We start from the raw sequence: 23458 nt of genomic DNA, 5'->3' as shown, positions 1-23458 counted from the left end.
CGACGGAGGTCAGGCGCGCCACTCCGCGGTGCGCTCCGGGGACGCCGCGTCCAGGGCCTTGCGGACGGCGATGGCGTCGGAGGCGAGGCCGTAGACCGGGGTGCCGGGCTGCTGGTGCCACGAGTCGTCCTGGCCGCCCGCGTCGACGGTGTCGAAGCCGATCTCGTCGAGCAGTGCGGTGACGACCTGCTTGGCGGTCGTGTCGTCGCCCGCGATCGGCAGGGCGACGCGCGCCGGGTCGCCGGACGGGCGCGGCTTGTCGAGGATGTCCTGGGCGTAGGTGCCGTTGAACGCCTTGACGACGTCGTGGCCGATCTGGCGCTCCGTCCAGCGGCTCTCGGTCAGGCCCTCCTCGATCTCGGCGATCTTCCCGTCGCGCTGCTGCGGGTAGTAGTTGCCGGTGTCGATGACCGTCACGTCGGCCGCGGCCGTGTCCAGCAGGCCCTTGGGCAGGTTCGGGACGGCCTTGAGCGGGATCGTGACGACCACGACCTGCGCGTCGCGCACCGCGTCCTCGAGGGTGGCGGGCGTGGCGCCGGTCTCCTCGGCGAGCTCGGTGAGGGTGTGCGGGCCGCGCGAGTTGGCCACGTGCACGTCGTGGCCGACGCTCGTGAAGCGGCGGGTGAGGTTGCCGCCGATGTTGCCCGCGCCGATGATGCCGAACTTCATGTCATGCCCTTCGAGAGGAATTCATGCATGTGCATCGAGTGCGAACCTCGGGGGCGGTTCGGCTATTCCTGGGCGCCGCTCAAAGAGTGACGGCTCAAAGAGTGACGGCTCGGAGAGTGACCCCTGCCGCCCACCGAGCACGCACCGCTGCGCGCCGTATCCCAACGGGCGGGCTACGCATCGCAGGCCGACCGTCAGCCGGTCTCCTCCGCCCTCAACTTCCCCTGGATCGCCACCAGTTCCTCCCGCGTCGCGCGCCCCGCCCGTTCCGCGTCCCCCGCCGCGACGGCGTCCACCAGCTCCGCGTGCGCCGCGTCCCCGTGGTCGCGCTCGGCCCGCTGTACGTCGACGAGTCCGAGCAACTCGATCAGCCCCTGCCGCAGCGCCGGCGCGAACTCCGTGAACAGGTCCGTCAGAACCGGGTTGTGCGCCGCCGCCACGACCGCCGCGTGCAGCGCGACATCGGCGTCCACGAAGGCGTCGCCGGGACCGCCCGCGGCCGCCCGCCGCCCTTCGAGCGCGGCCCGCATCGCCGCGATGTCGTCGTCCGTACGGCGCTCCGCCGCGAGGCGTGCGGCCTGGATCTCCAGGAGGGTGCGCACCTCGTACACGTCACCGACCGCCGCCCTGCGCAGCCGCGCCGGCCAGTCCTCGACCGGGCGCAGGGCCGTGACGAACACGCCCGCGCCCTGCCGGGCCCGCACCATCCCGGCCCCGGCGAGCGCGCGCAGCGCCTCGCGGACCGTGGAGCGGCCGACGCCGAGGTCCTTGGCGAGGGTCGTCTCGCCGGGCAGCCGGGCGCCGACGGGCCAGACGCCCTCGGCGATCCTGGCCCGCAGACGCTCGGCGGCCTGCTCGACGAGGGGACTGGGGCGGACGGGACCGAGGGGCTGCGACATGACTGGGAACCAACTTGTCTGAGGAGTACTTGTCTGAGGACCTGAGGTGTGGTTAGTCTACCGACCATGTTCCGCGGTCTCCTTCTTCTCGGCTGCCGCGGCGGGGCCTGACGCGACCGGCACCCCGCCGCGGGTCGCCGTGCTGCCGGTCGCACCCGACGACCCAGTCACGAGAGGCCCCCTCCCATGAACCGTCCCGCGAACACGCGGCCCGCGCACACCGGCTTCCGCTGGAATCCGCAGCGGCCCGGCCCCATGCCGTTCCACCGCTACCGCCCCTATCAGGACCGCGTCGACGTACCCGTGCTGCAGCGGAGCTGGCCCGACCGCACGTTCACCGAGGCGCCCCTGTGGATCCCCGTCGACCTGCGCGACGGCAACCAGGCGCTGGCCGAGCCGATGGACACCGCCCGCAAGCGCCGCTTCTTCGACCTGCTGGTGGGGATGGGGTTCAAGGAGATCGAGGTCGGCTACCCGTCGGCGAGCCGCACGGACTTCGACTTCGTACGCCACCTCGTGGACCGTGTCCGGAGCGGCGCCGTGCCCGACGACGTGACCCCTGTCGTCTTCACGCCCGCCAGGCCGGACCTGATCGAGCGGACCTTCGCCTCGATCGACGGGCTGCCCCGCGCGGTGGTGCACCTGTACATCCCGACCTCGCGCGTCTGGCGCGACGTCGTGCTGGGCCGCTCACGCGCCGAGGTGTGGGAGACGGTGCGGGAGGCCGCCACGCACATGGCGCGGCTCGCCGACGCCCGGCCCGACGCGCACATCCGGTTCCAGTTCGCGCCGGAGACGTTCAACCTGACGGAACCGGACTTCGTCCTGGAGGTCTGCAACGGCCTGACCGAACTGTGGGACGCGAGCCCGGACCGCCCGGTCACCCACAACCTGCCCGCGACGGTCGAGATCGCCACCCCGAACATCTACGCGGACCAGATCGAGTACGCCCACCGGAACCTGGACCGCCGCGACTCCGTCATCCTCTCCGTCCACCCGCACAACGACCGCGGCACCGGCGTGGCCTGCGCCGAACTCGCCGTCCTGGCGGGCGCGCAGCGCGTGGAGGGCTGCCTGTTCGGCAACGGTGAGCGCACGGGCAACGTCGACCTGGTGACCCTCGCCCTGAACCTGTACGCGCAGGGCGTCGACCCGATGATCGACTTCTCGGACATCGACGCGGTGCGCGAGACGGTCGAGCACTGCAACCGCATCGCGGTGCACCCGCGCCATCCCTACGGCGGCGACCTCGTCCACACGGCCTTCTCCGGTACGCACCAGGACGCCATCAGCAAGGGTCTCGCCCACCGTGCCGAGCACCCGGACGAGCCGTGGGAGGTGCCGTATCTGCCGATCGACCCGGCCGATGTCGGGCGTACGTACGAGGCGGTGATCCGCGTCAACTCCCAGTCGGGCAAGGGTGGAATGGCGTACCTGCTCAAGGAGCGCCACGGGGTCGACCTGCCGCGGGAGATGCGCCCGGAGTACGCGCGCGTGGTGCAGGAGGCCACCGACGACAGCGGCGCCGAGGCGAGCCCGGACGAGCTGTACGAGCTGTTCCGTTCGGCCTACCTGGACGTCACGGGTCCCGTCGCGCTGGCCGACTGGACGGCCCACCAGGACGGAGCCGTGCACCACTTCTCCTGCACGGCCGAAGTCGACGGCGAGGCAAGAGAGTTGGACGGCAAGGGCAACGGCCCGCTGGCCGCCTTCACCGACGCGCTGGCCGCCGCCGGGCTCGACGTCGGCATCGAGTCGTTCACCCAGCACGGCCTGACCGCGGGCCCCGACAGCGAGGCGATCGCCTACGTACGCTGCCGGGTCGGCGGAGCCCACGCATGGGGCGCGGCCCGGTCCACCTCGGTGCTGACCGCCTCCGTGCGGGCGGTGCTGTCCGCGGTGAACCGGGCCGCGCTCCTGCGGCACTGACCGGGCCTCGCCCGGCGGCTGTCAGGCCTTGTTCAGGTTCGCCCAGAACTCGTCGAACGAGAGGAGCTTGTCCCCGTCGGTGTCCTGCCGGGCGATGAGGACCTCGGCCACCGACTCGGTGACGTTGAAGTCGCCCATCTGCGCCATGGCGCTCTTGTACTCGGCCGCCGTGATGAAGCCGTCGCCGTCCGCGTCGAACCGCGCGAACGCCTTGCGTGCTTCCTCGATGTCCGCCACCGGGACCACCCCTCGTTTACGTACCGCTGTTACGTACTGCTGTGTTGACGGGGTCAGATTATCCGGCGAGCCGCGCACGCAGTGCGGCGAGTACCCAGGTGAACTCCTCGTCGGGGCGGCGCGTGGGTTCCAGGCCCCGGACCAGGGAGACCAGGTCGCGGAACCTCGCGACATCGTTGTTGGCCCCGTCCTCCAGACGGTGCAGGACCTCGGCCCGGTCGGCGTCGCCGAGCAGGCCCCGGAGCACCTCGTCCGCCTCGTCGGAGGCGGGCGCGACCCCGCGCTCCAGGGCCTCGCTCGCGAGCTGCACCAGGCGGCTCATGAACCACAGCGAGCTGCCCGGTGCCACGTCCGGGCCGCGGTCGGCGCTGTTGAACTCGATCATCCGGCGCATATGGGCGCGGAAGCCGGCGTCCCGCATCAGCTCGGCCAGTTCCACCCAGGCGTCGACCTGGGCGCTGGACGGGTCGTCGGGCAGGTCCGGGACCATGACCCGCATCCGGTTGCGGATATCGGGATCGGCGGCGTCCAGGCCGCCGGACGTCTCCTCCATGAAGTCGTCGATGATCTGCTTGCGTTCGGCGGCGGAGAGCCGCGCCAGCCTGTTCATCAGGGCCATCTCCTCGGTGGTCGAGTTGCGCTTCGCGACCGTCGACAGCACCGCCCGGTTCAGCCGCAGCGTCCGCATCCGCGCGTCGAGCGCCCGCACGTGCGCGGCGGCCACCGACGCGATGTCCCGCTCCCCGGCCAGCACATGGCGTACGTCGTCCAGGCCGAGGCCCAGCTCGCGCAAGGTGCGGATCAGTTCCAGGCGGGCCACCGACTCGGCGTCGTACAGTCGGTAGCCGCCGTCGCTGCGGGCCACGGGGTACAGGACGCCCTCGTCGGACCAGTAGCGGATGGTGCGCACCGTGAGGCCGGTGCGGCGGGCCAGCTGTCCGATGGTGAGCCGCTGCGGGCCGTCGTCGGTCATGTCGAGGAGTCTGGGCCTTCCAGTGGGTGGAGACTCAAGCGAGGAGTCAAGGTGGAGCTGCGGGACATTCTGGACGCGGCGGCGAAGGGTGTCTTCCCGCCGCCGGACGGTACGACGACGGTCGTGCCGCAGATGTGCGCGCGGGACGCCGGAGTGATCGCGTTCACGGCGCACACCGTGATCTTCACCGACGAGCCCGAACAGTGGGTGCGCGAGGCGCTGGCGGCGGTGGACTGCGACGCGTTCGCGGCGTCCATGAACGCCCGGTTCCTCGCCGCGTTCATGGACCGCACGGGCCGCGCCCACGACACGGTCGACCTGCTGACGGTGGCGCCGGCACTCGCGGGCCCGCCGCCGCTGGAGCTGCGGGAGATCAGGGACCGGGAGCACCCCCGGGTGACGCGGGCCCTCGCGCACCGGGACGAGGTGCGGGTGTGGGAGGCGGACGGCGGCGTGCTGGTGCTCGGGCGCGGGGTCGGCGGGCGTCCGGAGGCCGCGATCGAGGTGGCCGAGGAGGTACGCCACCGCGGGCTCGGGCGGCAACTGGCGGTCGCCGCCCGGCACTTGGTCACGGAGGAGTTCGTCTGGGCGCAGCAGTCACCGGGCAACGCACGCAGTGTCCGGGTGTTCCAGGCGGCGGGTTACCGCCCGGTGGGATCGGAGGCGCTGCTGACCGCCCGGTGACTACCGGAAGATGCCGGTGTGGCCCAGGGAGTAGCGGCCGGGCTGCGGGTACACCGCGAGGCCGTGCGGGCCGTCGCCGACCGGGATGCGGGCGATCTGCACTCCCGTGCGCGTGTCGATGGCGTAGACCTCGGAGTCGTAACGGCCGGAGAGCCACAGCGTGTTGCCGTCCGCCGAGACGCCGCCCATGTCGGGGCTGCCGCCCTGCGGCAGCTGCCACTTCTTCGTCAGCCGGTTCCGCGTGAAGTCGAAGATCGAGACGGTGCCCTCGCCACGGTTGGTGACGAACATTTCCTTGGAGTCGCGGCTGATGTAGAGGCCGTGCGTGCCCTTGCCGGTCGGCAGCAGCCGCGGCTTCCCGAAGGTGTCGCCGTCCAGGACCCACATGCCGTTGGCCATCATGTCGGCGACGTAGAACCTCTTGCCGTCCGGGGACATCTTCACGTCCTGCGGCATGGCCCCCTGGAAGGGGAGCTTCTGCTGGCCGACGACCTTCATCCTCGCCGTGTCGACCTTCAGGAGTTCGCCGCTGAACTCGCAGCTGACGATGAAGTAGCGGCCGTCGCGGGAGAAGTCGGCGTGGTTGACGCCGTAGCAGCTGACCGGCTCGGTGTGCTTGATCTTCATGGTGTGCGGGTCGCGGAAGACCAGCTGGCGGTCGAGCGAGGCCATCACGACGGCGTACTTGCCGTCGGGCGTGAAGTACAGGTTGTACGGGTCGTGCACGTCGACCGGCGGGCCCGCCTTGCCGGTCTTCGGGTCGAGCGGGGTGAGGGTGTTCCCGCGGTTGTTGTTCACCCAGAGCGTCTTCATGTCCCAGGACGGGACGACGTGTTGGGGCTGCCGTCCGACCGGGATGGTCTCGGTGACCTTGAACGTCTTCGGGTCGATGACGGTGACCGAGTCGGACTCGGTGTTGGGGACGTAGACGCGGGACGGGAAGTCCTTCACCACCGGCGAGAGCTTGTTGGGCCGGTCCGCGGCGTACACGTCCTTGGGGTCCTGGACGGGCGGCATACCGGGCAGCCCGTTCACGGCCTGCTGCTTCGGCGCCGCCGGCCTGACCGGGACCACGGCGCCCTGGGTGCCGCGGTCCGCCGTGTCCTCGGTGCCGCACCCGGCGAGTGCGGCGAGGACGACGGTGACAGCGGCGGCGAGCAGCACACCGGTGCGCCGGCTCGGGCGGGCCTTCGGGGAGTCGGACGGGGTGGTGTTCACGTGAGCAGCTCCGTGCAGGTCACCGCGGACAGGCCGCGACGGGCGAGGTGGTCCAGGAGGGGCGGCAGGGCGGCGATCGTGTCCCGGTAGCCGAAGTGCAGGCTGACGACCGAGCCGGATCGCACGGCCGAGGTGACGTTGGTGACGACGGCGTCCGCGCCCGGCGAGGTGAAGTCCAGCGAGTCGACGTCGTACGACAGGACGTGCGGATATCCGGCGCGCTGGGCGAGGCGGGTGACGAGCGGCGTCGCCGTCTGGGTGCGCGAGGGCCGGAACCACGTGCCGATGGAACCGGTGAGGCGGCGCAGGCGCTCGGCGCAGCCGGTGATCTCGGCGTACGCGTCGGTTTCGGACATGGTGTTGACGGAGCGGTGGTGGAGGGTGTGGTTGCCCAGGTCGTGGCCGCCGTCGAGGATGCGCCGGGCGACGGCCGGGTGTTCGTCGAGCCACGTGCCGACGGCGAGCACGGTCACGTGGGCGCGGGCCCGCTCGGCCTCCTTCAAAACGGCGTACGCGATGGCCGGGTCGCCCTGGCCGTGGAAGGTGAGGGCGACGCGGTCGCCGGTGCGCGGGCCGTGGCCGATCTGGGCGGGCAGGCCGGGGAGCCGGCGGGGGCCGGGGGCGGCGCGGGCAGGGCGGGCGGGGCGGGCGGGGCTGGGGGACGCCGAATGGGCGGCCGGGGCCGGGGTGGGCGCCTGCCGTCCGGCGGCGCAACCGGTTGCAAGAGCGGCGGTGAGCCCGGCGCCGACGCGCAGGGCCGAGCGGCGTCGGATCGGTTCTGCCTGTGTCACCCGCCCATTTAAGAGGGATCACGGACAAAAGCCTCTTACCGACCCGAGGGCCTTAACGATTACTGGATGCCAGGTGTATTTATTCTTCATTTGCGAGGCTGGTGGCCCATGTCGCCGATGATTTATTTGGTCCTCGGCGAACCCGTCTGCCATGATCGGTGCCACGACCCCCATTGACCCGGGCCAGGTCGTCGTCAGACGCCGCGGACTACACCCCCCACTGTTCGCGGCGCACCACACGAAAGCCCCCGCGGCGCCGCACGACGGCGAAAACGGGGGCTTTCGTGCGTTCCGGGCCGGCTCAGCGGTCGGCGACGCGCATCTCGAACCAGGTGGTCTTGCCGCGCGGCAGCAGGTCGACGCCCCAGCGGTCGGAGAGCTTGTCGACGAGGAAGAGGCCGCGGCCGGAGATGTCGAACTCCTGCACGGGCATCAGACACGGCAGGCCGCGCGAGGGATCGCGCACCTCGATGCGGATCCAGCCCCGGCGGCGCAGCATGCGCAGTCCGAAGACGCGGGCGCCGGTGTGCCGCACGGCGTTGCCGACGAGTTCGGAGACGAGCAGGACCGCGTCCTCGGTCATCTTCGGGGACAGCCCCCAGTGACGCAGGACGATGACCTGGGCGAGGCGGCGGGCGGTCGCCGCCGATTCCGGACGCGACGGCAGAGGCACCTCCGCCTCGGTCGGATTTCCGAACAACTCCAGCGCCCGCAGCGCGTGTTCGTCCTCGACCGCGGGAGACCAGCGCGCCGCGGTCGCACTTCCGTGCCGTCGCGGCTGTTCGACACCCTCAAGCCCCGCCATGCCCCCATGATGGCTGCAGAGACGGGGTCTTGGGGCCGTTCCGGCTGAATAGACCCCCCGGAACGCCTCATTCCGGAGAGTCGGTTTGGCATATGCCACCGGCACTTAAGGAGCTTTCGCAACCCATCTGACCTGCGATGACTTACCGTGCGCGACCGATTCGTGATCGTCACGGACAAGGTTCACTTAAGGCCGCCTTAAGGTTCGGATAATGCGCTCCAACGAGGTACGAGATCAACTCGACCGAGGCGCAGGGGAGTTGACCGGTGTATCTGAGGGCCCCTCAGGCGAACTTGGCCTTGCCCGGACCTTCCTCCACAAAGCTGCGCATTCCGGTCTCCCGGTCCTCGGTTGCGAACAGACCCGCGAACCAGCCACGTTCGATGGCGAGACCCGTCTCCAGGTCCGTCTCCAGACCCGCGTCGATGGACTCCTTGGCGGCGCGCAGGGCGATCGCCGGGCCCTGCGCCAGCTTCGCCGCCCAGGCGTGCGCCGCCGCGAAGACCTCCCCGGCCGGGACGATCCGGTCCACCAGGCCGATGGCGAGCGCCTCGTCGGCCTTCACCTGACGTCCGGTGAAGATCAGGTCCTTGGCCTTGGAGGGGCCGACCAGGCGGGCCAGGCGCTGGGTGCCGCCGGCGCCGGGGATCAGGCCGAGCAGGATCTCCGGCTGGCCGAGTTTGGCGTTGTCGGCGGCGATCCGGAAGTCGGCGCAGAGCGCCAGCTCGCAGCCGCCGCCCAGCGCGTACCCCGTGACGGCGGCCACGACGGGCTTGGGGATACGGGCCACCGCGCTGAACGAGTCCTGCAGCGCGCGGGCCCGCACGACCATGGCCGCGTGGTCCATGGCCTGCATCTCCTTGATGTCCGCACCGGCCGCGAAGACCTTCTCGCTGCCGCGGACGACCACGGCCCGTACGTCGGTACGGGCCGTGGCCTCTGCTGCCAGTTCCTTGACGCGGTCCTGGGTGGCGACATCCAGGGCGTTCATCGGGGGGCGGTCGAGGCGGATCGTGCCCACCCCGTCGGCGATTTCCAGGTGTACGGTCATGGGCCGCAGGTTAGCGGCCGTTCACCGCGCCGCGGCGGTCGCCCTACTTCTTCCAGTCCGCCCAGGACATGTTCCAGCCGTTGAACCCGTTGTCCGGGGCCACCGTCTTGTCGTGGGTGTTCTTGACCACGACCACGTCGCCGATCATCGACTGGTTGAAGAACCAGGCGGCCGGGACCTTGCTGTCGTAGCCGCCACGGACGTCGCGCAGGCCGACACAGCCGTGGCTCGCGTTGTAGTTGCCGAACGCGCCGCCGCCCCAGTAGTTGCCGTGGATGAACGTGCCCGATGTGGTCAGGCGCATGGCGTGCGGGACGTCCTTGATGTCGTACTCGCCGCCGTAGCCGACCGTCTCGCCGTTCATCCGGGTCACCGCGAGCTTCTCGCTGATGACCATCTGGCCGTCCCAGGTCTCGTAGCCCGGCTTGCCCGTCGTGATCGGGATCTTCTTGAGGGTCTTGCCGTCGCGCTTGACGGTCATCATGTGCGTCTTCGCGTCGACCGTGGAGACCTGGCTGCGGCCGATGGTGAACTTCACCGTGCGGACCTGCTTGCCGTAGACGCCCGGACGCCCCTCGACCCCGTCGAGGTTCAGCTTGACGGTGACCGTGGTGCCGCTCGCCCAGTACTTCTCGGGGCGGAAGTCGATGCGGTCGTTGCCGAACCAGTGGCTCTCGACCGGGACGGCGGGCTCCGTCTTGACGGTGATCGCCTTCTCGACGTCCTCGGGGTGCGTGATGCCCCGCGTGAAGTGCACCGAGAACGGCATACCGACGCCGACCTTGGAACCGTCCTCCGGTGTGAACGTACCGACGAAGGTGTTCTTCGGGGTGAGCGTGGTGAAGGCGGTGTCCTTGGCCGACTCCCGCCCGTCCTTGTCCTTCGCCACCGCGTGCACCGTGTACTTGGTCGACGCGGCCAGGTGGTGCGCGGGGGTCCAGCTGCTCGCGCCGGTTATCTCGCCCTCGACCGCGTTGCCCTTGGAGTCCGCGACCTTCACCTCGGTCAGCTTGCCCTTGGCGGCGGTGACCTTGAGGGCCCCGCTGGTGGCGACGCCGCCCGCGCCGTCCTTCGGCGCGACCGTCACGACGGCCTGTGACGCCTCGGCCGCCTTGCCGGATTTCCCCTTGCCGTCATGACCCGAATCGCCCCCGCCACCGCACGCGGTGACCAGCAGCAGCGCTGCCCCCAGCAGAGCCGCCGATATCGGTCGTCGCCCGTTCAAAATGTTCTTCTCCCCTCGCACGGCCTCGGTCCAAGGCCCGCACTCCCGCGCGTCTGCGCGCGCGTTTGAAAGATTAACTGCACGACCTGGGAAAACGGCCCCCCACATATGTCACCGTTCGGTCCCAACGGCCGGGCGCAGACCCCCTTTCCGCGCTCCCGTGGGCTACGAACCCGCCGCGGCCCCCGCCGTCCACTCCTTCCAGTCCATGTTCCAGCCCCCGAGGCCGTTGTCAGGAGCCACTTTCTTGTCAGCGCTGTTCTTCACCTCGACGACGTCGCCGATGAGCGTGCGATCGAAGAACCAGCCCGCGGGGGTGAGCGAACTGCCGCCCTTCACATCGCGCAGGCCGACACAGCCGTGGCTGACGTTGCTGGAGCCGAAGGCGCTGCCCGACCAGTAATTGCCGTGCAGGAACGTGCCGGAGTCGGTGAGCCGGACCGCGTGCGGCACATCCGGGATGTCGTACTCGCCGCCGAAACCGACCGTGCGGCTGTTCATACGGGTGACGTCGAGCATCTCGGTGACGACCATCTTCCCGTTGTACGTCGTCGAGCTCGGCGCCCCCGCCGTGATCGGCAGGGTGTCGAGGAGCTCCCCGTCCCTGCGGACCTCCATGGTGTGCCGCGCCGCGTCGACCAGGCTGACCTGGCTGCGACCGATGGTGAACGAGAACGACTTGTGCTGCAGGCCGTAGACACCGGGAGCGCCCTCGACGTCGCGCAGCCCCAGGTCGACGGTGACCGTGGTGCCGGGCTTCCAGTACTTCTCGGGGCGGAAGTCGAGGCGCGACCTGCCGAACCAGTGCGGGGCGACGCGCACGGCGGGCCGGGCCCTGACCCGGATCGCCCGCTCGACCGCGGCGCGGTTGTCGATGTCCCGGTTGAACTCCAGCTTCACGATCATGCCCGTGCCGACCGTGGCGCGGTTCTCGGGCGTCACGTAGCCGATGAACCGCTCGTCGGGCACGGCCGTCGTGAAGGTGGTGTGGCGGGCCATCCGGCGGCCGCCGTCGTCGACCGCGACCGCGTCGACGGTGTACTTCGCACCGAGTGTCAGCCGGTCCGCGCCGGGGCCGGTCGGGCGCCACCGCGTGCTGTCCTCCTCCAGGCGTCCCGGTACCGCCTCTTCCTGCGCGTCCTGCACCCTGACGACCTTCACCGACTCCAACCGGCCCTCGGGGACCTCGACTTGGAGCCTGTCGTCCGTCTTCACGTCCTTGCTGGCGTCGTCCGGTGCGACCCGGATCAGATTCTCCGGCGAACGGGGCTTGCCGAGTGTCCCGCCCGCGTCGCACCCGGCGAGCCCGCCGAGAAGTCCTGCCCATGTCAGTACGGCGGCCAGTGTCGCCCCTGCGCGCCGCGCGCGCCCCACAGCTGTTCTCACGTGAGGCCAACGACGCTCCCCCCGCCGGGGAAACGTGAGTGCGACCCAAGCTCTGGGCAGAACAGTGGAGAGGGGACGGGGCCTGGTCGGGACGCCGTCCGCCCCATCGCCCAACCTTCGTGGAGCCGCGGGAGGCTGACAGGTGTCGAGCGCACCCGAGCAGGAGGCAGTGCAGGCCGGTGTGCCGGCCGGACGGACGGGGAACGGAAGGCCGCCCGTCCGCGCCCCGGCGCCGAACGAGCCGGAGCGTGGGCGCACGCCCCCGCTCGATCCCGTGTGGCCCGGCGCGTCCATGCCGCTCGGCGCACGGTTCCGGGTCGGCCCGCACGGGGTCGCGGGAACGAACTTCGCGCTGTGGGCCGGCGGCGCGGAATCCGTCGAGGTGTGCCTGTTCGACGAGGAGGGGCGCGAACGCCGGGCGCCGCTCACCGAGTTGACCCATGAGATCTGGCACGGCTTCGTGCCGGGCGTGCTGCCCGGGCAGCGCTACGGCTTCCGGGTGCACGGCCGCTGGGACCCGTGGACGGGCGCCCGCTGGAACCCGGCCAAGCTGCTGCTCGACCCGTACGCGCGGGCCGTGGACGGTGAGTTCGTGCTGCCCCCCGAGGTGTACGGGCACGTGCGCGACTGGCCCGAGCAGCACGTGGCCGACACCGTGCGCGACGGCCGGGACTCGGCCCCGTACGTGCCGAAGGGGGTCGTGGTCCATGACGACGCGCCCGGCGACGAGTGGGTGGACGACCGGCGGCCGAAGACGCCCTGGGCGGACTCGGTCATCTACGAGCTGCACGTACGCGGCTTCACCCGCAGCCACCCCGGGATACCGGAGCGGCTGCGGGGCACGTACGCGGGCCTCGCCCATCCCGCCGCGATCGAGCACCTCACACGGCTCGGGGTGACGGCGGTGGAGCTGCTGCCGGTGCACCAGTTCGCCCACGAGGACCACCTGCTACGCAGGGGCCTGAAGAACTACTGGGGCTACAACTCGATCGGCTACTTCGCCCCGCACGCGGCCTACGCGGCGTCGGGCACGGGCGGGCAGCAGGTCGACGAGTTCAAGCGGATGGTGCGGGCGCTGCACGACGCGGGGATCGAGGTCATCCTCGACGTGGTCTACAACCACACCGCGGAAGCGGGCGAGTTGGGCCCGATGCTGTCGCTGAAGGGCATCGACAACCGCGGCTACTACCGGCTGCAGGACGACGCGCGCCGCTACGCCGACTACACCGGCTGCGGCAACACCCTCCACGTGGTGCAGCCGCACGTGCTGCGCCTGATCACCGACTCGCTGCGCTACTGGGTGACGGAGATGGGCGTCGACGGCTTCCGCTTCGACCTCGCGGCGGCGCTGGCCCGCTCCATGCACGACGTCGACATGCTGTCGCCGTTCCTCGCGGTCATCGCGCAGGACCCGGTGCTGCGCCGCGTGAAGCTGATCGCGGAGCCGTGGGACGTGGGCTCCGGCGGCTACCAGGTCGGCGCGTTCCCCCCGCTGTGGACGGAGTGGAACGACCGGTACCGCAATGCCGTACGGGACTTCTGGCGCGGCGCGCTCCCGGACGTACGGGATCTGGGCTACCGGCTCTCCGGGTCCAGCGACCTGTACGCGTGGGGCGGGCGGCGGCCGTACGCGTCGGTCAACTTCATCAGCGCGCACGACGGCTTCACCCTGCGCGACCTGGTCAGCTACGAGCGCAAGCACAACGAGGCGAACGGCGAGGGCAACCGGGACGGTTCGAACGACAACCGGTCATGGAACTGCGGCGCCGAGGGCGAGAGCGACGAGGCCTCCGTACTCGCCCTGCGCAGAAGGCAGTTGAGGAACCTGCTGACGACACTGCTGCTGTCGACGGGGGTGCCCATGCTGGTCGCGGGCGACGAGTTCGGGCGCACCCAGCGCGGCAACAACAACGCCTACTGCCAGGACAACGAGATCAGCTGGGTCGACTGGGGGCTCCTGGACGACCCCGGCTGGCGGGCGCTGTTCGACCTCACGTCCCGGCTGATCGCGCTGCGGCACGCGCATCCGGTGCTGCGGCGGCGGGCGTTCTTCTCGGGGCGCGCGCATTCGGCGGACGGGCTGCGGGACCTGGCCTGGTTCACGTCGCGCGGCACGGAGATGACCGAGCGGGACTGGTACGCGCCCGCCGCCACGCTCGGCATGTACTTGTCCGGGCGGGACATCCCCGGCCGGGACGCGCACGGCGAGCCGGTCGAGGACGACAGCTTCCTGGCCGTCCTGCACGCGGGCGACAGGGCGTCGGAGTTCGTGCTGCCCGGGGAGCCGTGGGCCCTGGGGTACGAGGTGGTGGTCGACACGGGTTCCGAGGAGCAGGGTTCGGTGCCGGGTGTGGTCCATGGCGCGGGGACGGTGATCACGGTGGGGGCCCGGACGGTGTTGTTGCTCCGGGTTCGGGAGTAGCCCGCGATTGTGTCCGCCGGGTTGGGGCTTCGTCGGCGGGTGCGGCTCGGTGGGGACTTCTCGCGCAGTTCCCCGCGCCCCTCAGGAGATGCCGCACGAAGTGCGCATCTCAGGGGCGCGGGGAACTGCGCGACCAGCCACGACGAACTCGCACTCGTAAGGCCACAGGAACCCGGCAGACGCTCGGAGCGCCCGCGAACCACCGGAGACTGGGCTTGCCCATACCCGTGCCTGCGGGGCGCATGCCCGTCACCCGCGGTGACGTCGATCATGGCGCAGGCGGCGGGGCCGCCCTAGCGTGGCCCGCCGTGAACTTCACCAGCAGTGACTCCTTCCGCAAAAAGCCCCAGAAGCCCCTTCTGCTCGGGGCCGCAGGCGCCGCCCTCGCCGCCGCTCTCGCCACGACCGTGCTGTGGCCGGGCGCCGACGCCACCGCGGCGGCCGGCCGCGACGACAACACCGCCGTGCGGACCATCGCCGCCCAGCTGAAGCACTGGCCGCGGCCGCAGGCCGCACAGCTCGCCCGCGTGATCGCCGCGCACAAGAACCAGGGCGCGTACGCGACCTTCGACGCGGACAACACGACGTACCGAAACGACCTGGAGGAGTCGCTGCTGCCCTTCCTGGAGACGAAGGGCGTCCTGACGCGGGACACGATGGACCCGTCGCTGAAGGTCATCCCCTTCAAGGACACGGCCACGCACAAGGAGACGCTGACCGAGTACTACAACCGGCTGTGCGAGGTCGACGACCAGGTCTGCTATCCGTGGGCCGCGCAGATCTTCTCCGGGTTCACACTGAAGCAGCTCAAGGGCTACGTCGACGAGTTGCTGGCGTACGACAAGCCGCTGCCGGGCGGGGCGAAGCCGCCGCGGTTCTCGGACGGCATGCGGGAGCTGTACCACGCGCTGCGCTCGCACGGCATCGAGGTGTACGTGGTGAGCGCCGCGAGCGAGGACCTCGTACGGATGGTGCTCGCCGATCCGAAGTACGGCTACGACGTGAAGCCGGAGAACGTGCTCGGCGTCGCCGCCCTGCTGAAGGACCGAAAGACGGGTGACGTGACGAGTTCCCGGAAGGAGATCGCGGCCGGGACGTTCGATCAAAAGGCGCTGGAGAACCGGGAGTTGACACCGACTCTGTGGGCGCCGGCCACCTGGTACGAGGGCAAGCCCGCCGCGATCAGCACGTACATCGACGCATGGAAGAAGCCGGTTCTGGCCGCCGGGGACACGCCCAGGAGCGACGGCCCGATGCTGTTCCGGTCGGTGGACGTGGCGCACGGCGGGGTCCGCGTATGGGTCAACCGCAAGGACAGCTACATGCAGGAGCTGAACGCCATGAAGGCGGACGGCGCGAAGCGGCAGAAGGAGCTGGGGCAGAAGGTCACCGCCGACAAGCGGTGGGTGACCGTGACCCCGGAACAGATCGGCTAGGGGCTAGCCGAGGATCTTGCGGTCGTACGCCACCGCCACCGCCGCCGCACGGTCCTTCACGCCCAACTTGCCGTAGATGTGCGTGAGATGGGTCTTCACCGTCGCCTCGCTGATGAACAGCTCGCGCGCGATCTCCTTGTTCGAGGTGCCCTTGGAGACCAGGCCCAGGACCTCGCGCTCCCGGGCCGAGAGGGTCTCGTCGGCGGGGGCGGCGGGCGTCCGCACGGCGGTGACCAGGCGGGAGGCGACCGCCGGGGAGAGGACCGTGCGGCCCTCGGCGGCGGCGCGCACCGCCGTGAACAGTTCCTCGCGCGGCGCGTCCTTGAGGAGGTAGCCGGTGGCGCCCGCCTCGATCGCGGGCAGCGTGTCCGAGTCGGTGTCGTACGTGGTGAGGACCAGGACGCGGGCGCGGGCCCCGCGGCGGGTCAGCTCCTTGATGGCGTCGACGCCGTTGCCGCCGGGCATGCGCAGGTCCATGAGGACGACGTCCGGGTCGAGTTCGGCGGTGCGGGTGACCGCCTCGACGCCGTTCGCCGCCTCGCCCAGGACCGTGTAGCCGTCGGCGGATTCGAACATGCCGCGCAGGCCGTCGCGGACCACGGGGTGGTCGTCGACGATGAGGAGGGTGATCACGGGGTCAGTCATGGCGGACCAACGGTACGCGAGCCGAGATCGCCGTGCCGCCGCCCGGCTCCGACTCGATGGTGACGTCGCCCGCGAGGCGTTCGGCGCGCGCCCGCATGCCGTCGAGGCCGAACCCCGCGGTGCCGGTGCGGGCGGGCAGGGCGACGGGGTCGAACCCGAGGCCGTCGTCGCGCACGTCGAGGGTGACCTCGCCCGCCATGAAGGAGAGGGTGACACCGAGCCGGGTCGCGTGCGCGTGCCGGGCCGCGTTGGACAGGGCCTCCTCGGCGATTCGCAGCAGGGACGCCTCGATCTCGTCGTGGAGGGGTTCGGCGGTGCCGGTGACGGTGAACTCGGCGCGTACGCCGGTGCGGCCCGCCCAGTCGGCGACCGTCTTCTTCAGCGCCTCGGGCAGGGTGGCGTCGGCGAGGGCGGCGGGCGAGAGGTTGTGCACGGAGCGGCGGGCCTCGCCGAGGCTGTGCCGGGCGAGGCCCGAGGCGCGGTCGAGGTGCTCGCGGGCGACTTCCAGGGTGGGCGCGTTCGCGACGACCTGGAGCTGGGCGATGATGCCGGTCAGGCCCTGCGCGATGGTGTCGTGGATCTCGGCGGCGAGCCTGCGGCGCTCGTCGGCGACGCCCGCTTCCCTTGCCTGGACGAGGAGTTGGGTGTGCAGCTGCGCGTTCTCGTCCATGGCCTGCTGGAGGGCGGTGTTGGCCTCCTCCAGTTCCCCGATGATGCGGGCCTGCGCGTGCGCCCGATCCTCCTCCTGCCCCTGGAGGCGCCCCGTCACGAAGACCAGGACCAGATTGACGACGAGCAGCCCGCCGAACACGGACCAGCCGAGCGATCCGTCGGGCGGAAACCCCCCGGCCTGCGCGCCCGCGATGATGACGGCCGAGGCGAGCAGGCCCGGCCACTGCAGCGACCGCGGCAGCAACCGGTCCGCGTCGAAGTAGCCGACGGCCGCGTAGAACGAGTAGAACGGGTTGATCATCGCGAGGACGAAGGCGAAGGCCCAGCGCGTCCAGTAGCAGAAGACGCCGGCGGCGGATGGTCCCGGCCGGGTGCGTTCCCTTCGGGTCCACCACAGCTGGAGGGCGAGTCCGGCGGCGGTGAGGACGCCGATGGCGTACCACTCGACGCGATCCGTGCCGATCATGCCGGACGTGACGACGCACAGGACGAAGCCGACGCCGAACAGCACGTAGGGCGCCCAGCGGTGGAAGGCCAGCCGCCGCTCCTCAATGGCGGCGACGGCTTCCTCCGCTGTGCGCTCCACTCCGGTACCCCTGGTCATACGCTCAGTCTCCACGGCCCCGCCGTCCCTCTTCACGTCACTCCCAGCGGAACCAGCGCGCCGCGGAGCCGGACAGGGCCACGGCCCACAGGACGAGGACGCCCAGGTGGGCCGAGCCGGGCCAGCTCCCGGCGGCGGCCTCGTTCAGGGCCTGGGACGCGGCGCCGAACGGGGTGCACTCGACGACCCGGGCGAGCGCGTCCGGCATCGACTGCACCGGCAGCCACACCCCCGCGCAGAACATGCTGGGGAAGAACACGGCCGAGCCGATCGCCCCCGCGACCTTCTGGGTACGGGCCCGCGCGGCGACCAGCGCGCCGAGCGTCAGCGCGACGACGACCGAGAGCACGAGCGCGAGCAGGTAGCCGAAGGCCTGCTGCGGCAGCCGGACGTCGAACGCGAGCCGCCCGATGGCGAGCGAGAGCAGCGACGAGACGAAGGCCGCGACGCCGTGGATGGCCATCTGCGCGCCGAGCAGCGCGGGCGGTCGTACGGGCGTGGTCGACATGCGGCGCAGGATGCCGCGCTCCCGGTATCCGGCGATGACCGGCGCCATCGCCTGCAGGCCCGCGACGATCAGCGGGAGCAGCACGGTGACGGGCACGTACGCGTCGATGAGGCGCAGGCCGTCGGGCCCCGAGTCCGATGCGCGGAACGCCGGGATGCAGCCGAGGATCACCAGCAGCACGGGCGGGAAGACCGCGATGCCGAAGAGAGCGCCGGGTTCGCGCAGGAACAGCCGGACCTCGCTCTTCAGGACGGCGGAGTTGGCGCCGGGCAGACGCACCGGGGTGTGGGCGAGGGCGCTCATGACTGGCCGGCTCCCGTCAGGTCGAGGAACGCGTCGTCCAACGTGGCGTCGACGACACGCAGTTGATGGGCGGTGATGTGGTGCCGGGCGAGCAGGGTGATGACGGCGTTGACGGTCTCGTCGCCGCCGGTGAGGGTCGTCCGGCCGTCCCGGTGCTCGACGGTGGCGAGCCCGGGGAGTCCGGCCAGCTCCCTTTCGTCCAGCGGCGCGGACGGAGTGAAGGAGATGACGGTCGCCCCGGCGGCGCGGCTGATCAGCCCGGCCGGGGTGTCGAGGGCGGCGACGCGCCCCTTGTCGATGACGGCGATGCGGTCGCACAGCCGCTGCGCCTCTTCCATGAAGTGCGTGACGAGCAGCACGGTGACCCCGCTGTCCCGTACGTCCTCGATGAGCTGCCAGGTGTCGCGGCGGGCGCGCGGGTCGAGTCCGGTGGTCAGTTCGTCGAGGACGACGACGCGCGGGTTGCCGACGAGGGCGAGCGCGATGAACAGGCGCTGCTTCTGGCCACCGCTGAGCTTCGCGAACCGGGTGGAGAGCTTCTCGTCGAGCCGCAGCCGTTCGGCGAGCGGCCGCCAGTCGAGCGGGTCCGGATGGAAGGAGGAGTACAGCTCCAGGGCCTCGCGCACGGTCAGCTTGGCCTGGACCTCGCTCTCCTGGAGCTGGGCGCCGAGGATCCGGGTGACCTTCTCGTGGTCGCGCACGGGGTCGAGCCCGGCGACCCGCACCTGTCCCTCGTCGGGGACGCGCAGTCCCTCGACGCACTCCACGGTGGTGGTCTTCCCGGCCCCGTTGGGCCCGAGGATGCCGAAGATCTCGCCTTCTTCCACGGCGAAGGAGATCCCGTCCACGACGGCCCGCCCGGCGTACGTCTTGCGCAGCCCGGTGACCTCGATGAGCGGTGCACTGGTGGTGGTCATGGCCCAAGCGTCGCCCGACGGGGGCGGCCCGGGCATCGGCCATCGCGCTCGAAGGGGCATCAGCCGATCGGTTGACGGGCGGTACGACCGCGGTGGTCGGCCGCCGGAAACCCACTGGGCGTTGTCAGTGCCGAACCGTAGTCTCACCCCTGATGGCGACTACGGATGCACCTACCACGGACCCTGACCGGATCGACGGGGCGGACCAACACCCGGCGCCTGTACGGCAGTCGGCGTCCCGCACGCTGCTGCGGCTGTGGCCGTACGTACGGCCGGTGCGGGCGCGCTGGTCGGGCGCTGCCGCGGTGGCCGTACTGGCGTCGCTCGTGGGGCTCCTGTTTCCGCTGGTGCTGAAGTGGATCGTGGACGGACCGGTCACCGACCGGGACCCGGGCGGGGTGTGGGCCGGCGCCGGGGTGCTGCTCGCGCTCGGCATCGTCGAGGCACTCCTGTTCGGGCTGCGGCGCTGGCTCATCGCGCGGCCGCTCGCGGGGGTCGAGGCGGCGATGCGGGGCGATCTCTACCGGCATCTGCAGCGGCTGCCCGTCTCCTTCCACGACCGGTGGGCCTCGGGCCAGCTGCTGTCACGCGGCACGACGGACCTCATGGTCGTGCGGATGTTCCTCGCCTTCCCGCTGACGTTCCTGATCGTGAACGGGGTGACCATCGCCGCCGGTCTCACCCTGCTCGTCGCACAGGACTGGAGCCTCGGGCTCGTGCTGCTCGCGCCGGCCGTGCCGCTGATCGCGGTCTGCTACCGGTTCGAGCACGGGTACGCGCAGGCGTCGCGCCGGGCCCAGGACCAGGTCGGCGATCTGACGACCGTCGTCGAGGAGTCCGTGCTCGGCATCCGGATCATCAAGGGGTTCGGCCGGCACCGCAGCCAGGCCCGCGTCTTCCGTGAGCTGTCGCGCACGCTGCGCGGCACCGAGCTGACCAAGGCGCGGCTGCTCGCGGGCATCCTCGCGGTGATCACGCTGCTGCCGGAGGCGGCGCTCGGCGCGGCCCTCGTCATCGGCACGGTGCAGGTCGCCGACGGCGAGCTGTCCACCGGCACGCTCGTCGCGTTCCTGTCGACGGCGCTCGCGCTGCGCTGGCCCATCGAGTCCATCGGCTTCCTGCTGGCGATGAGCCAGGAGGCGGCGACGGCGACACGGCGGTACTTCGAGGTGATGGACGCCGAGGAGGAGGACCCGCTGGTGCGGCAGTCCGCCGCCGCACCCGGCGAGGACGGACTCCGCTTCGACGGCGTCGAGTTCCGCTACCCGGACGCCGCCGAGGACTCCGAGCCGACGCTGCGCCGGATCGACCTGCACGTCCGGTCCGGCGAGACCATGGCCCTGGTCGGCGCGACCGGCTGCGGCAAGACCACACTGACCGCGCTCGTGCCCCGCCTGTACGACGTCACGGCGGGACGCATCACGCTCGACGGGCGGGACGTCACCGCCGTCCCGCGCGACGAGCTGCGCACCCTCGTGTCGATGGCGTTCGAGGAGCCGACCCTGTTCTCCGCGTCCGTCGCCGAGAACGTGCTGATGGGCGCGCCCGACGGCACCCCGGAGCAGGTGGAGCGGGCGCTCGGGGTGGCGCAGGCCGACTTCGTGCGACGCCTCCCGGACGGCGTCGACACCGAGGTCGGCGAGCAGGGGCTGAGCCTCTCCGGCGGTCAGCGCCAGCGCCTCGCGCTCGCCCGCTCCGTCGTGGGCGCACCGCGCTTCCTGATCCTGGACGACCCGCTGTCCGCACTCGACGTGCACACGGAAGCCGCGGTGGAGGCGGCGCTGCGGCGGGTGCTGGCGGACAGCACCGCCCTCGTCGTCGCGCACCGCCCCTCCACGGTGCTGCTCGCCGACCGGGTCGCACTGCTCTCCCGGGGACGGATCACGGCGGTGGGCACGCACCACGAACTGCTGCGCACGAGCGCGGAGTACCGGCACCTGATGTCGGGGGACACGGCGGGCGACGCCCGGGAGGCAGCGCAGACATGACGACCACCGCGAACACCCAGGCGCCCACCGATCCGGACGGCCCGGACACCCCGGACGGCGCAGTCCGGCCCCCCTCCCCCGGCGACCCCTTCGACCAGGACGACCTGCCCACGCCCAAGGGTGCGACGGGTCTGCTGCTGCGCTCGCTGCTCGCGCCGCACCGCCGCACGGTCTGGCTCACCGTCCTCGCGCTGCTGCTCCAGCAGGCGGCCGTGCAGTCCGGGCCGCTGATCGTCGCGTACGCCATCGACGGCGCGGTGCCCGCGTTCCGGGACCACCGCTACGGGCCGCTGATCGCGGTCGGCGTCGCCTTCCTGCTCACCGCCTGCTGCTCGGCTGCCTTCCAGTACGCCTACGTCCAGCTCTCCGCCCGCGTCAGCCAGAACGCGCTGCTCGATCTGCGCGGCCGCATCTTCCGGCACGCGCAGGCGCTCAGCGTCGACTTCCACGACCGGTACACCTCCGGCCGGGTCATCTCCCGGGCCACGACGGACGTCGAGGCGCTGCGCGAACTGCTCGCCGAAGGCTTGCAGGAACTGGTCAACGTCATCCTCGCCTCGCTCTACATCACCGTGATGCTGCTCTGGCTCGACCTGGGCATCGGAGCGGTCGCCGCGCTCTCCTTCGTCCCGCTGTCCGTCCTCATCCGGCTCTACCGGCGGCGGGCCGCGCGCGCGTACGGGGAGCGGTCGTCGGCGATCGCCGCGGTCATCGTGAAGTTCGTCGAGACGATGAACGGCATCCGGCCGGTGCGGGCGTTCCGCCGGGAGCAGGCCAACGACGAGCACTTCGGCGTGCTCAACCACCGGCACGAGCGGGCCAACGGCACGGCCATGCTGGAGATGGCGCGCTACGTCATCGGCTCCCGCCTCCTCGCGAACACGGCTGTCGCCGGCATGGTCCTGTGGGGCGCGTACCGGGTCGCGGACGGGACCCTCGAACTGGGCGTGCTCGCGGCCGCGGTGCTCTTCATCCGCCGCCTCTACGACCCCATCGACCGGCTCGCGATGTTCCTCAACTCGTACGAGTCCGCGGCCGCGTCCCTGAAGAAGATCGCGGGCCTCCTCGAACAGACGCCGTCCGTGCCGGAGCCGGAGTCGCCGCGTCCGCTGCCCGCGCCGCGCCCCGGCCGGCCGGGGCGCGAAGTGGACTTCGCGGACGTCTCGTTCGGCTACCGCACGGGCGGTGAGGTGCTGCCGCGCTTCGACCTGCTGCTGCCGGCCGGCCAGACGGTGGCCGTCGTCGGTTCGACGGGCGCCGGCAAGTCGACCCTGGCGAAGCTGCTCGCCCGCTTCTACGACCCGTCGCACGGGCGGGTGCTGCTCGACGGGGTCGACCTGCGGGAGCTGTCCCACGCCGAGTTGCGGCGCGGGGTGGTGATGGTGACGCAGGAGGCGTTCCTGTTCTCCGGGACGGTCGCCGAGAACATCGCGATCGGGCGTCCGGAGGCGAGCCGCGAGGAGATCGAGGAGGCCGCGAGGGCGATCGGCGCCCACGACTTCATCACCGCGCTGCCCGACGGCTACGACACCGATGTGCGCAAGCGCGGCGGGCGGATCTCGGCCGGGCAGCGCCAGTTGGTGGCGTTCGCGCGGGCGCTGCTCGCGGACCCGGCGGTACTGATCCTCGACGAGGCGACCAGCTCGCTGGACATCCCCGGGGAGCGGGCGGTCCAGCGCGCGATGCTCACGGTGCTGCGCGGCCGCACGGCCGTGGTGATCGCGCACCGCCTCTCCACGGTGGCGATCGCGGACCGCGTCCTGGTGATGGAGAACGGCAGGGTGGTGGAGGACGGCTCCCCCTCGGACCTGACCGGCGGAACCGGCATCTACGCAGACCTGCACCGAGCCTGGCAGGACAGCCTGGTGAGCTAACGCCCCGCCCCCACTCAAGCCCCTCCGGCGATAGAGGAGCGGGGACCGGGACAGAGCCCCGGGGCCGAACCCCAGCCGCCCCCAGCCAACATCCCGCCCACTCCAGCCCCACTCAAGCCCCTCCGGCGATTGAGGAGCGGGGACCGGGACAGAGCCCCAGAGCCGAGCCCCAGCCGCCCCCAGCCAACATCCCGCCCACTCCAGCCCCACTCAAGCCCCTCC

General features: G+C 71.4%; 20 protein-coding genes. 6 read left to right on the top strand and 14 right to left on the bottom strand.

Features of this window, described 5'->3' with window-relative positions; genetic code table 11:
- Window positions 1-9: 9 nt before the first annotated feature.
- Complete coding sequence (locus tag AB0J02_RS38660; protein WP_363198573.1) at window positions 10-669, bottom strand: NAD(P)-binding domain-containing protein; 660 nt, start codon at window positions 667-669, stop codon at window positions 10-12.
- Window positions 670-863: 194 nt separating this feature from the next.
- Window positions 864-1568 (bottom strand): FCD domain-containing protein, encoded by a 705-nt coding sequence (locus AB0J02_RS38655; RefSeq protein WP_363198572.1) that lies wholly within the window; start codon window positions 1566-1568, stop codon window positions 864-866.
- 186 nt (window positions 1569-1754) lie between these two features.
- On the opposite strand from AB0J02_RS38655, the gene leuA reads away from it, so the two are divergent.
- On the top strand, window positions 1755-3497 hold the full coding sequence (gene leuA, locus AB0J02_RS38650; protein ID WP_363198571.1) for a 2-isopropylmalate synthase: 1743 nt from the start codon (window positions 1755-1757) through the stop codon (window positions 3495-3497).
- A gap of 21 nt (window positions 3498-3518) precedes the next feature.
- Here leuA and AB0J02_RS38645 read toward each other — a convergent pair whose 3' ends face one another.
- The gene (locus AB0J02_RS38645) at window positions 3519-3734 is read right to left on the bottom strand and encodes an EF-hand domain-containing protein (RefSeq protein ID WP_363198570.1); all 216 of its coding nucleotides are present in this window, start codon (window positions 3732-3734) and stop codon (window positions 3519-3521) included.
- Window positions 3735-3792: 58 nt separating this feature from the next.
- Window positions 3793-4707 carry a MerR family transcriptional regulator gene (locus AB0J02_RS38640; RefSeq protein ID WP_363198569.1) on the bottom strand — a complete coding sequence of 305 codons (915 nt, stop codon included), beginning with the start codon at window positions 4705-4707 and terminating at the stop codon, window positions 3793-3795.
- Window positions 4708-4758: 51 nt separating this feature from the next.
- Between AB0J02_RS38640 and AB0J02_RS38635 the strand changes: the two genes are divergently transcribed.
- Window positions 4759-5391 (top strand): GNAT family N-acetyltransferase, encoded by a 633-nt coding sequence (locus AB0J02_RS38635; RefSeq protein ID WP_363198568.1) that lies wholly within the window; start codon window positions 4759-4761, stop codon window positions 5389-5391.
- On the opposite strand, the gene AB0J02_RS38630 is transcribed toward AB0J02_RS38635, so the two are convergent.
- The 6 genes from AB0J02_RS38630 to AB0J02_RS38605 form a co-directional block, all read right to left on the bottom strand.
- On the bottom strand, window positions 5392-6555 hold the full coding sequence (locus tag AB0J02_RS38630; protein WP_363198611.1) for a PQQ-binding-like beta-propeller repeat protein: 1164 nt from the start codon (window positions 6553-6555) through the stop codon (window positions 5392-5394).
- A gap of 50 nt (window positions 6556-6605) precedes the next feature.
- Window positions 6606-7400, bottom strand: coding sequence for a polysaccharide deacetylase family protein (locus AB0J02_RS38625; protein WP_363198567.1), 795 nt, complete (start codon window positions 7398-7400; stop codon window positions 6606-6608).
- A gap of 301 nt (window positions 7401-7701) precedes the next feature.
- Window positions 7702-8205: an ATP-binding protein gene (locus AB0J02_RS38620; RefSeq protein ID WP_363198566.1), complete on the bottom strand. Its 504-nt coding sequence runs from the start codon at window positions 8203-8205 to the stop codon at window positions 7702-7704.
- A gap of 283 nt (window positions 8206-8488) precedes the next feature.
- Window positions 8489-9256: an enoyl-CoA hydratase-related protein gene (locus AB0J02_RS38615; protein WP_363198565.1), complete on the bottom strand. Its 768-nt coding sequence runs from the start codon at window positions 9254-9256 to the stop codon at window positions 8489-8491.
- Between the two features lie 43 nt (window positions 9257-9299).
- Complete coding sequence (locus AB0J02_RS38610; RefSeq protein WP_363198564.1) at window positions 9300-10481, bottom strand: Ig-like domain-containing protein; 1182 nt, start codon at window positions 10479-10481, stop codon at window positions 9300-9302.
- A gap of 165 nt (window positions 10482-10646) precedes the next feature.
- Entirely contained in the window at window positions 10647-11867 is a 1221-nt protein-coding gene (locus AB0J02_RS38605; RefSeq protein WP_363198563.1) for an Ig-like domain-containing protein, read from the bottom strand.
- A gap of 142 nt (window positions 11868-12009) precedes the next feature.
- Between AB0J02_RS38605 and glgX the strand changes: the two genes are divergently transcribed.
- On the top strand, window positions 12010-14289 hold the full coding sequence (gene glgX, locus AB0J02_RS38600) for a glycogen debranching protein GlgX (protein WP_363198562.1): 2280 nt from the start codon (window positions 12010-12012) through the stop codon (window positions 14287-14289).
- A 308-nt stretch (window positions 14290-14597) separates the two neighbouring features.
- Complete coding sequence (locus AB0J02_RS38595; RefSeq protein ID WP_363198561.1) at window positions 14598-15725, top strand: HAD family hydrolase; 1128 nt, start codon at window positions 14598-14600, stop codon at window positions 15723-15725.
- A 3-nt stretch (window positions 15726-15728) separates the two neighbouring features.
- Here the strand turns inward: AB0J02_RS38595 and AB0J02_RS38590 are convergent, their stop codons facing one another.
- From AB0J02_RS38590 to AB0J02_RS38575, 4 genes are read right to left on the bottom strand one after another with little or no spacing between them, the layout of a single operon-like run.
- Window positions 15729-16370, bottom strand: a complete 642-nt coding sequence (locus AB0J02_RS38590; RefSeq protein ID WP_363198560.1) for a response regulator transcription factor — start codon at window positions 16368-16370, stop codon at window positions 15729-15731.
- Window positions 16363-17646 carry a sensor histidine kinase gene (locus tag AB0J02_RS38585; RefSeq protein WP_363198559.1) on the bottom strand — a complete coding sequence of 428 codons (1284 nt, stop codon included), beginning with the start codon at window positions 17644-17646 and terminating at the stop codon, window positions 16363-16365. Before AB0J02_RS38585 ends, AB0J02_RS38590 begins: the two co-directional genes overlap by 8 nt.
- Before the next feature lie 37 nt (window positions 17647-17683).
- The gene (locus tag AB0J02_RS38580) at window positions 17684-18457 is read right to left on the bottom strand and encodes an ABC transporter permease (RefSeq protein WP_363198558.1); all 774 of its coding nucleotides are present in this window, start codon (window positions 18455-18457) and stop codon (window positions 17684-17686) included.
- The gene (locus AB0J02_RS38575) at window positions 18454-19374 is read right to left on the bottom strand and encodes an ABC transporter ATP-binding protein (RefSeq protein WP_363198557.1); all 921 of its coding nucleotides are present in this window, start codon (window positions 19372-19374) and stop codon (window positions 18454-18456) included. Before AB0J02_RS38575 ends, AB0J02_RS38580 begins: the two co-directional genes overlap by 4 nt.
- Before the next feature lie 152 nt (window positions 19375-19526).
- Between AB0J02_RS38575 and AB0J02_RS38570 the strand changes: the two genes are divergently transcribed.
- Both AB0J02_RS38570 and AB0J02_RS38565 read left to right on the top strand, forming a co-directional pair.
- Complete coding sequence (locus tag AB0J02_RS38570) at window positions 19527-21362, top strand: ABC transporter ATP-binding protein (protein WP_363198556.1); 1836 nt, start codon at window positions 19527-19529, stop codon at window positions 21360-21362.
- On the top strand, window positions 21359-23236 hold the full coding sequence (locus tag AB0J02_RS38565) for an ABC transporter ATP-binding protein (protein WP_363198555.1): 1878 nt from the start codon (window positions 21359-21361) through the stop codon (window positions 23234-23236). The genes AB0J02_RS38570 and AB0J02_RS38565 overlap by 4 nt, the downstream gene beginning before the upstream one ends.
- Window positions 23237-23458 lie beyond the last annotated feature (222 nt).

The organism is Streptomyces sp. NPDC050264 (assembly GCF_040655895.1).
Taxonomy (GTDB): Bacteria; Actinomycetota; Actinomycetes; order Streptomycetales; family Streptomycetaceae; genus Streptomyces.
Note: the sequence above shows the minus strand (reverse complement) of the source record. Positions and strands in the feature narration are given on the sequence as shown.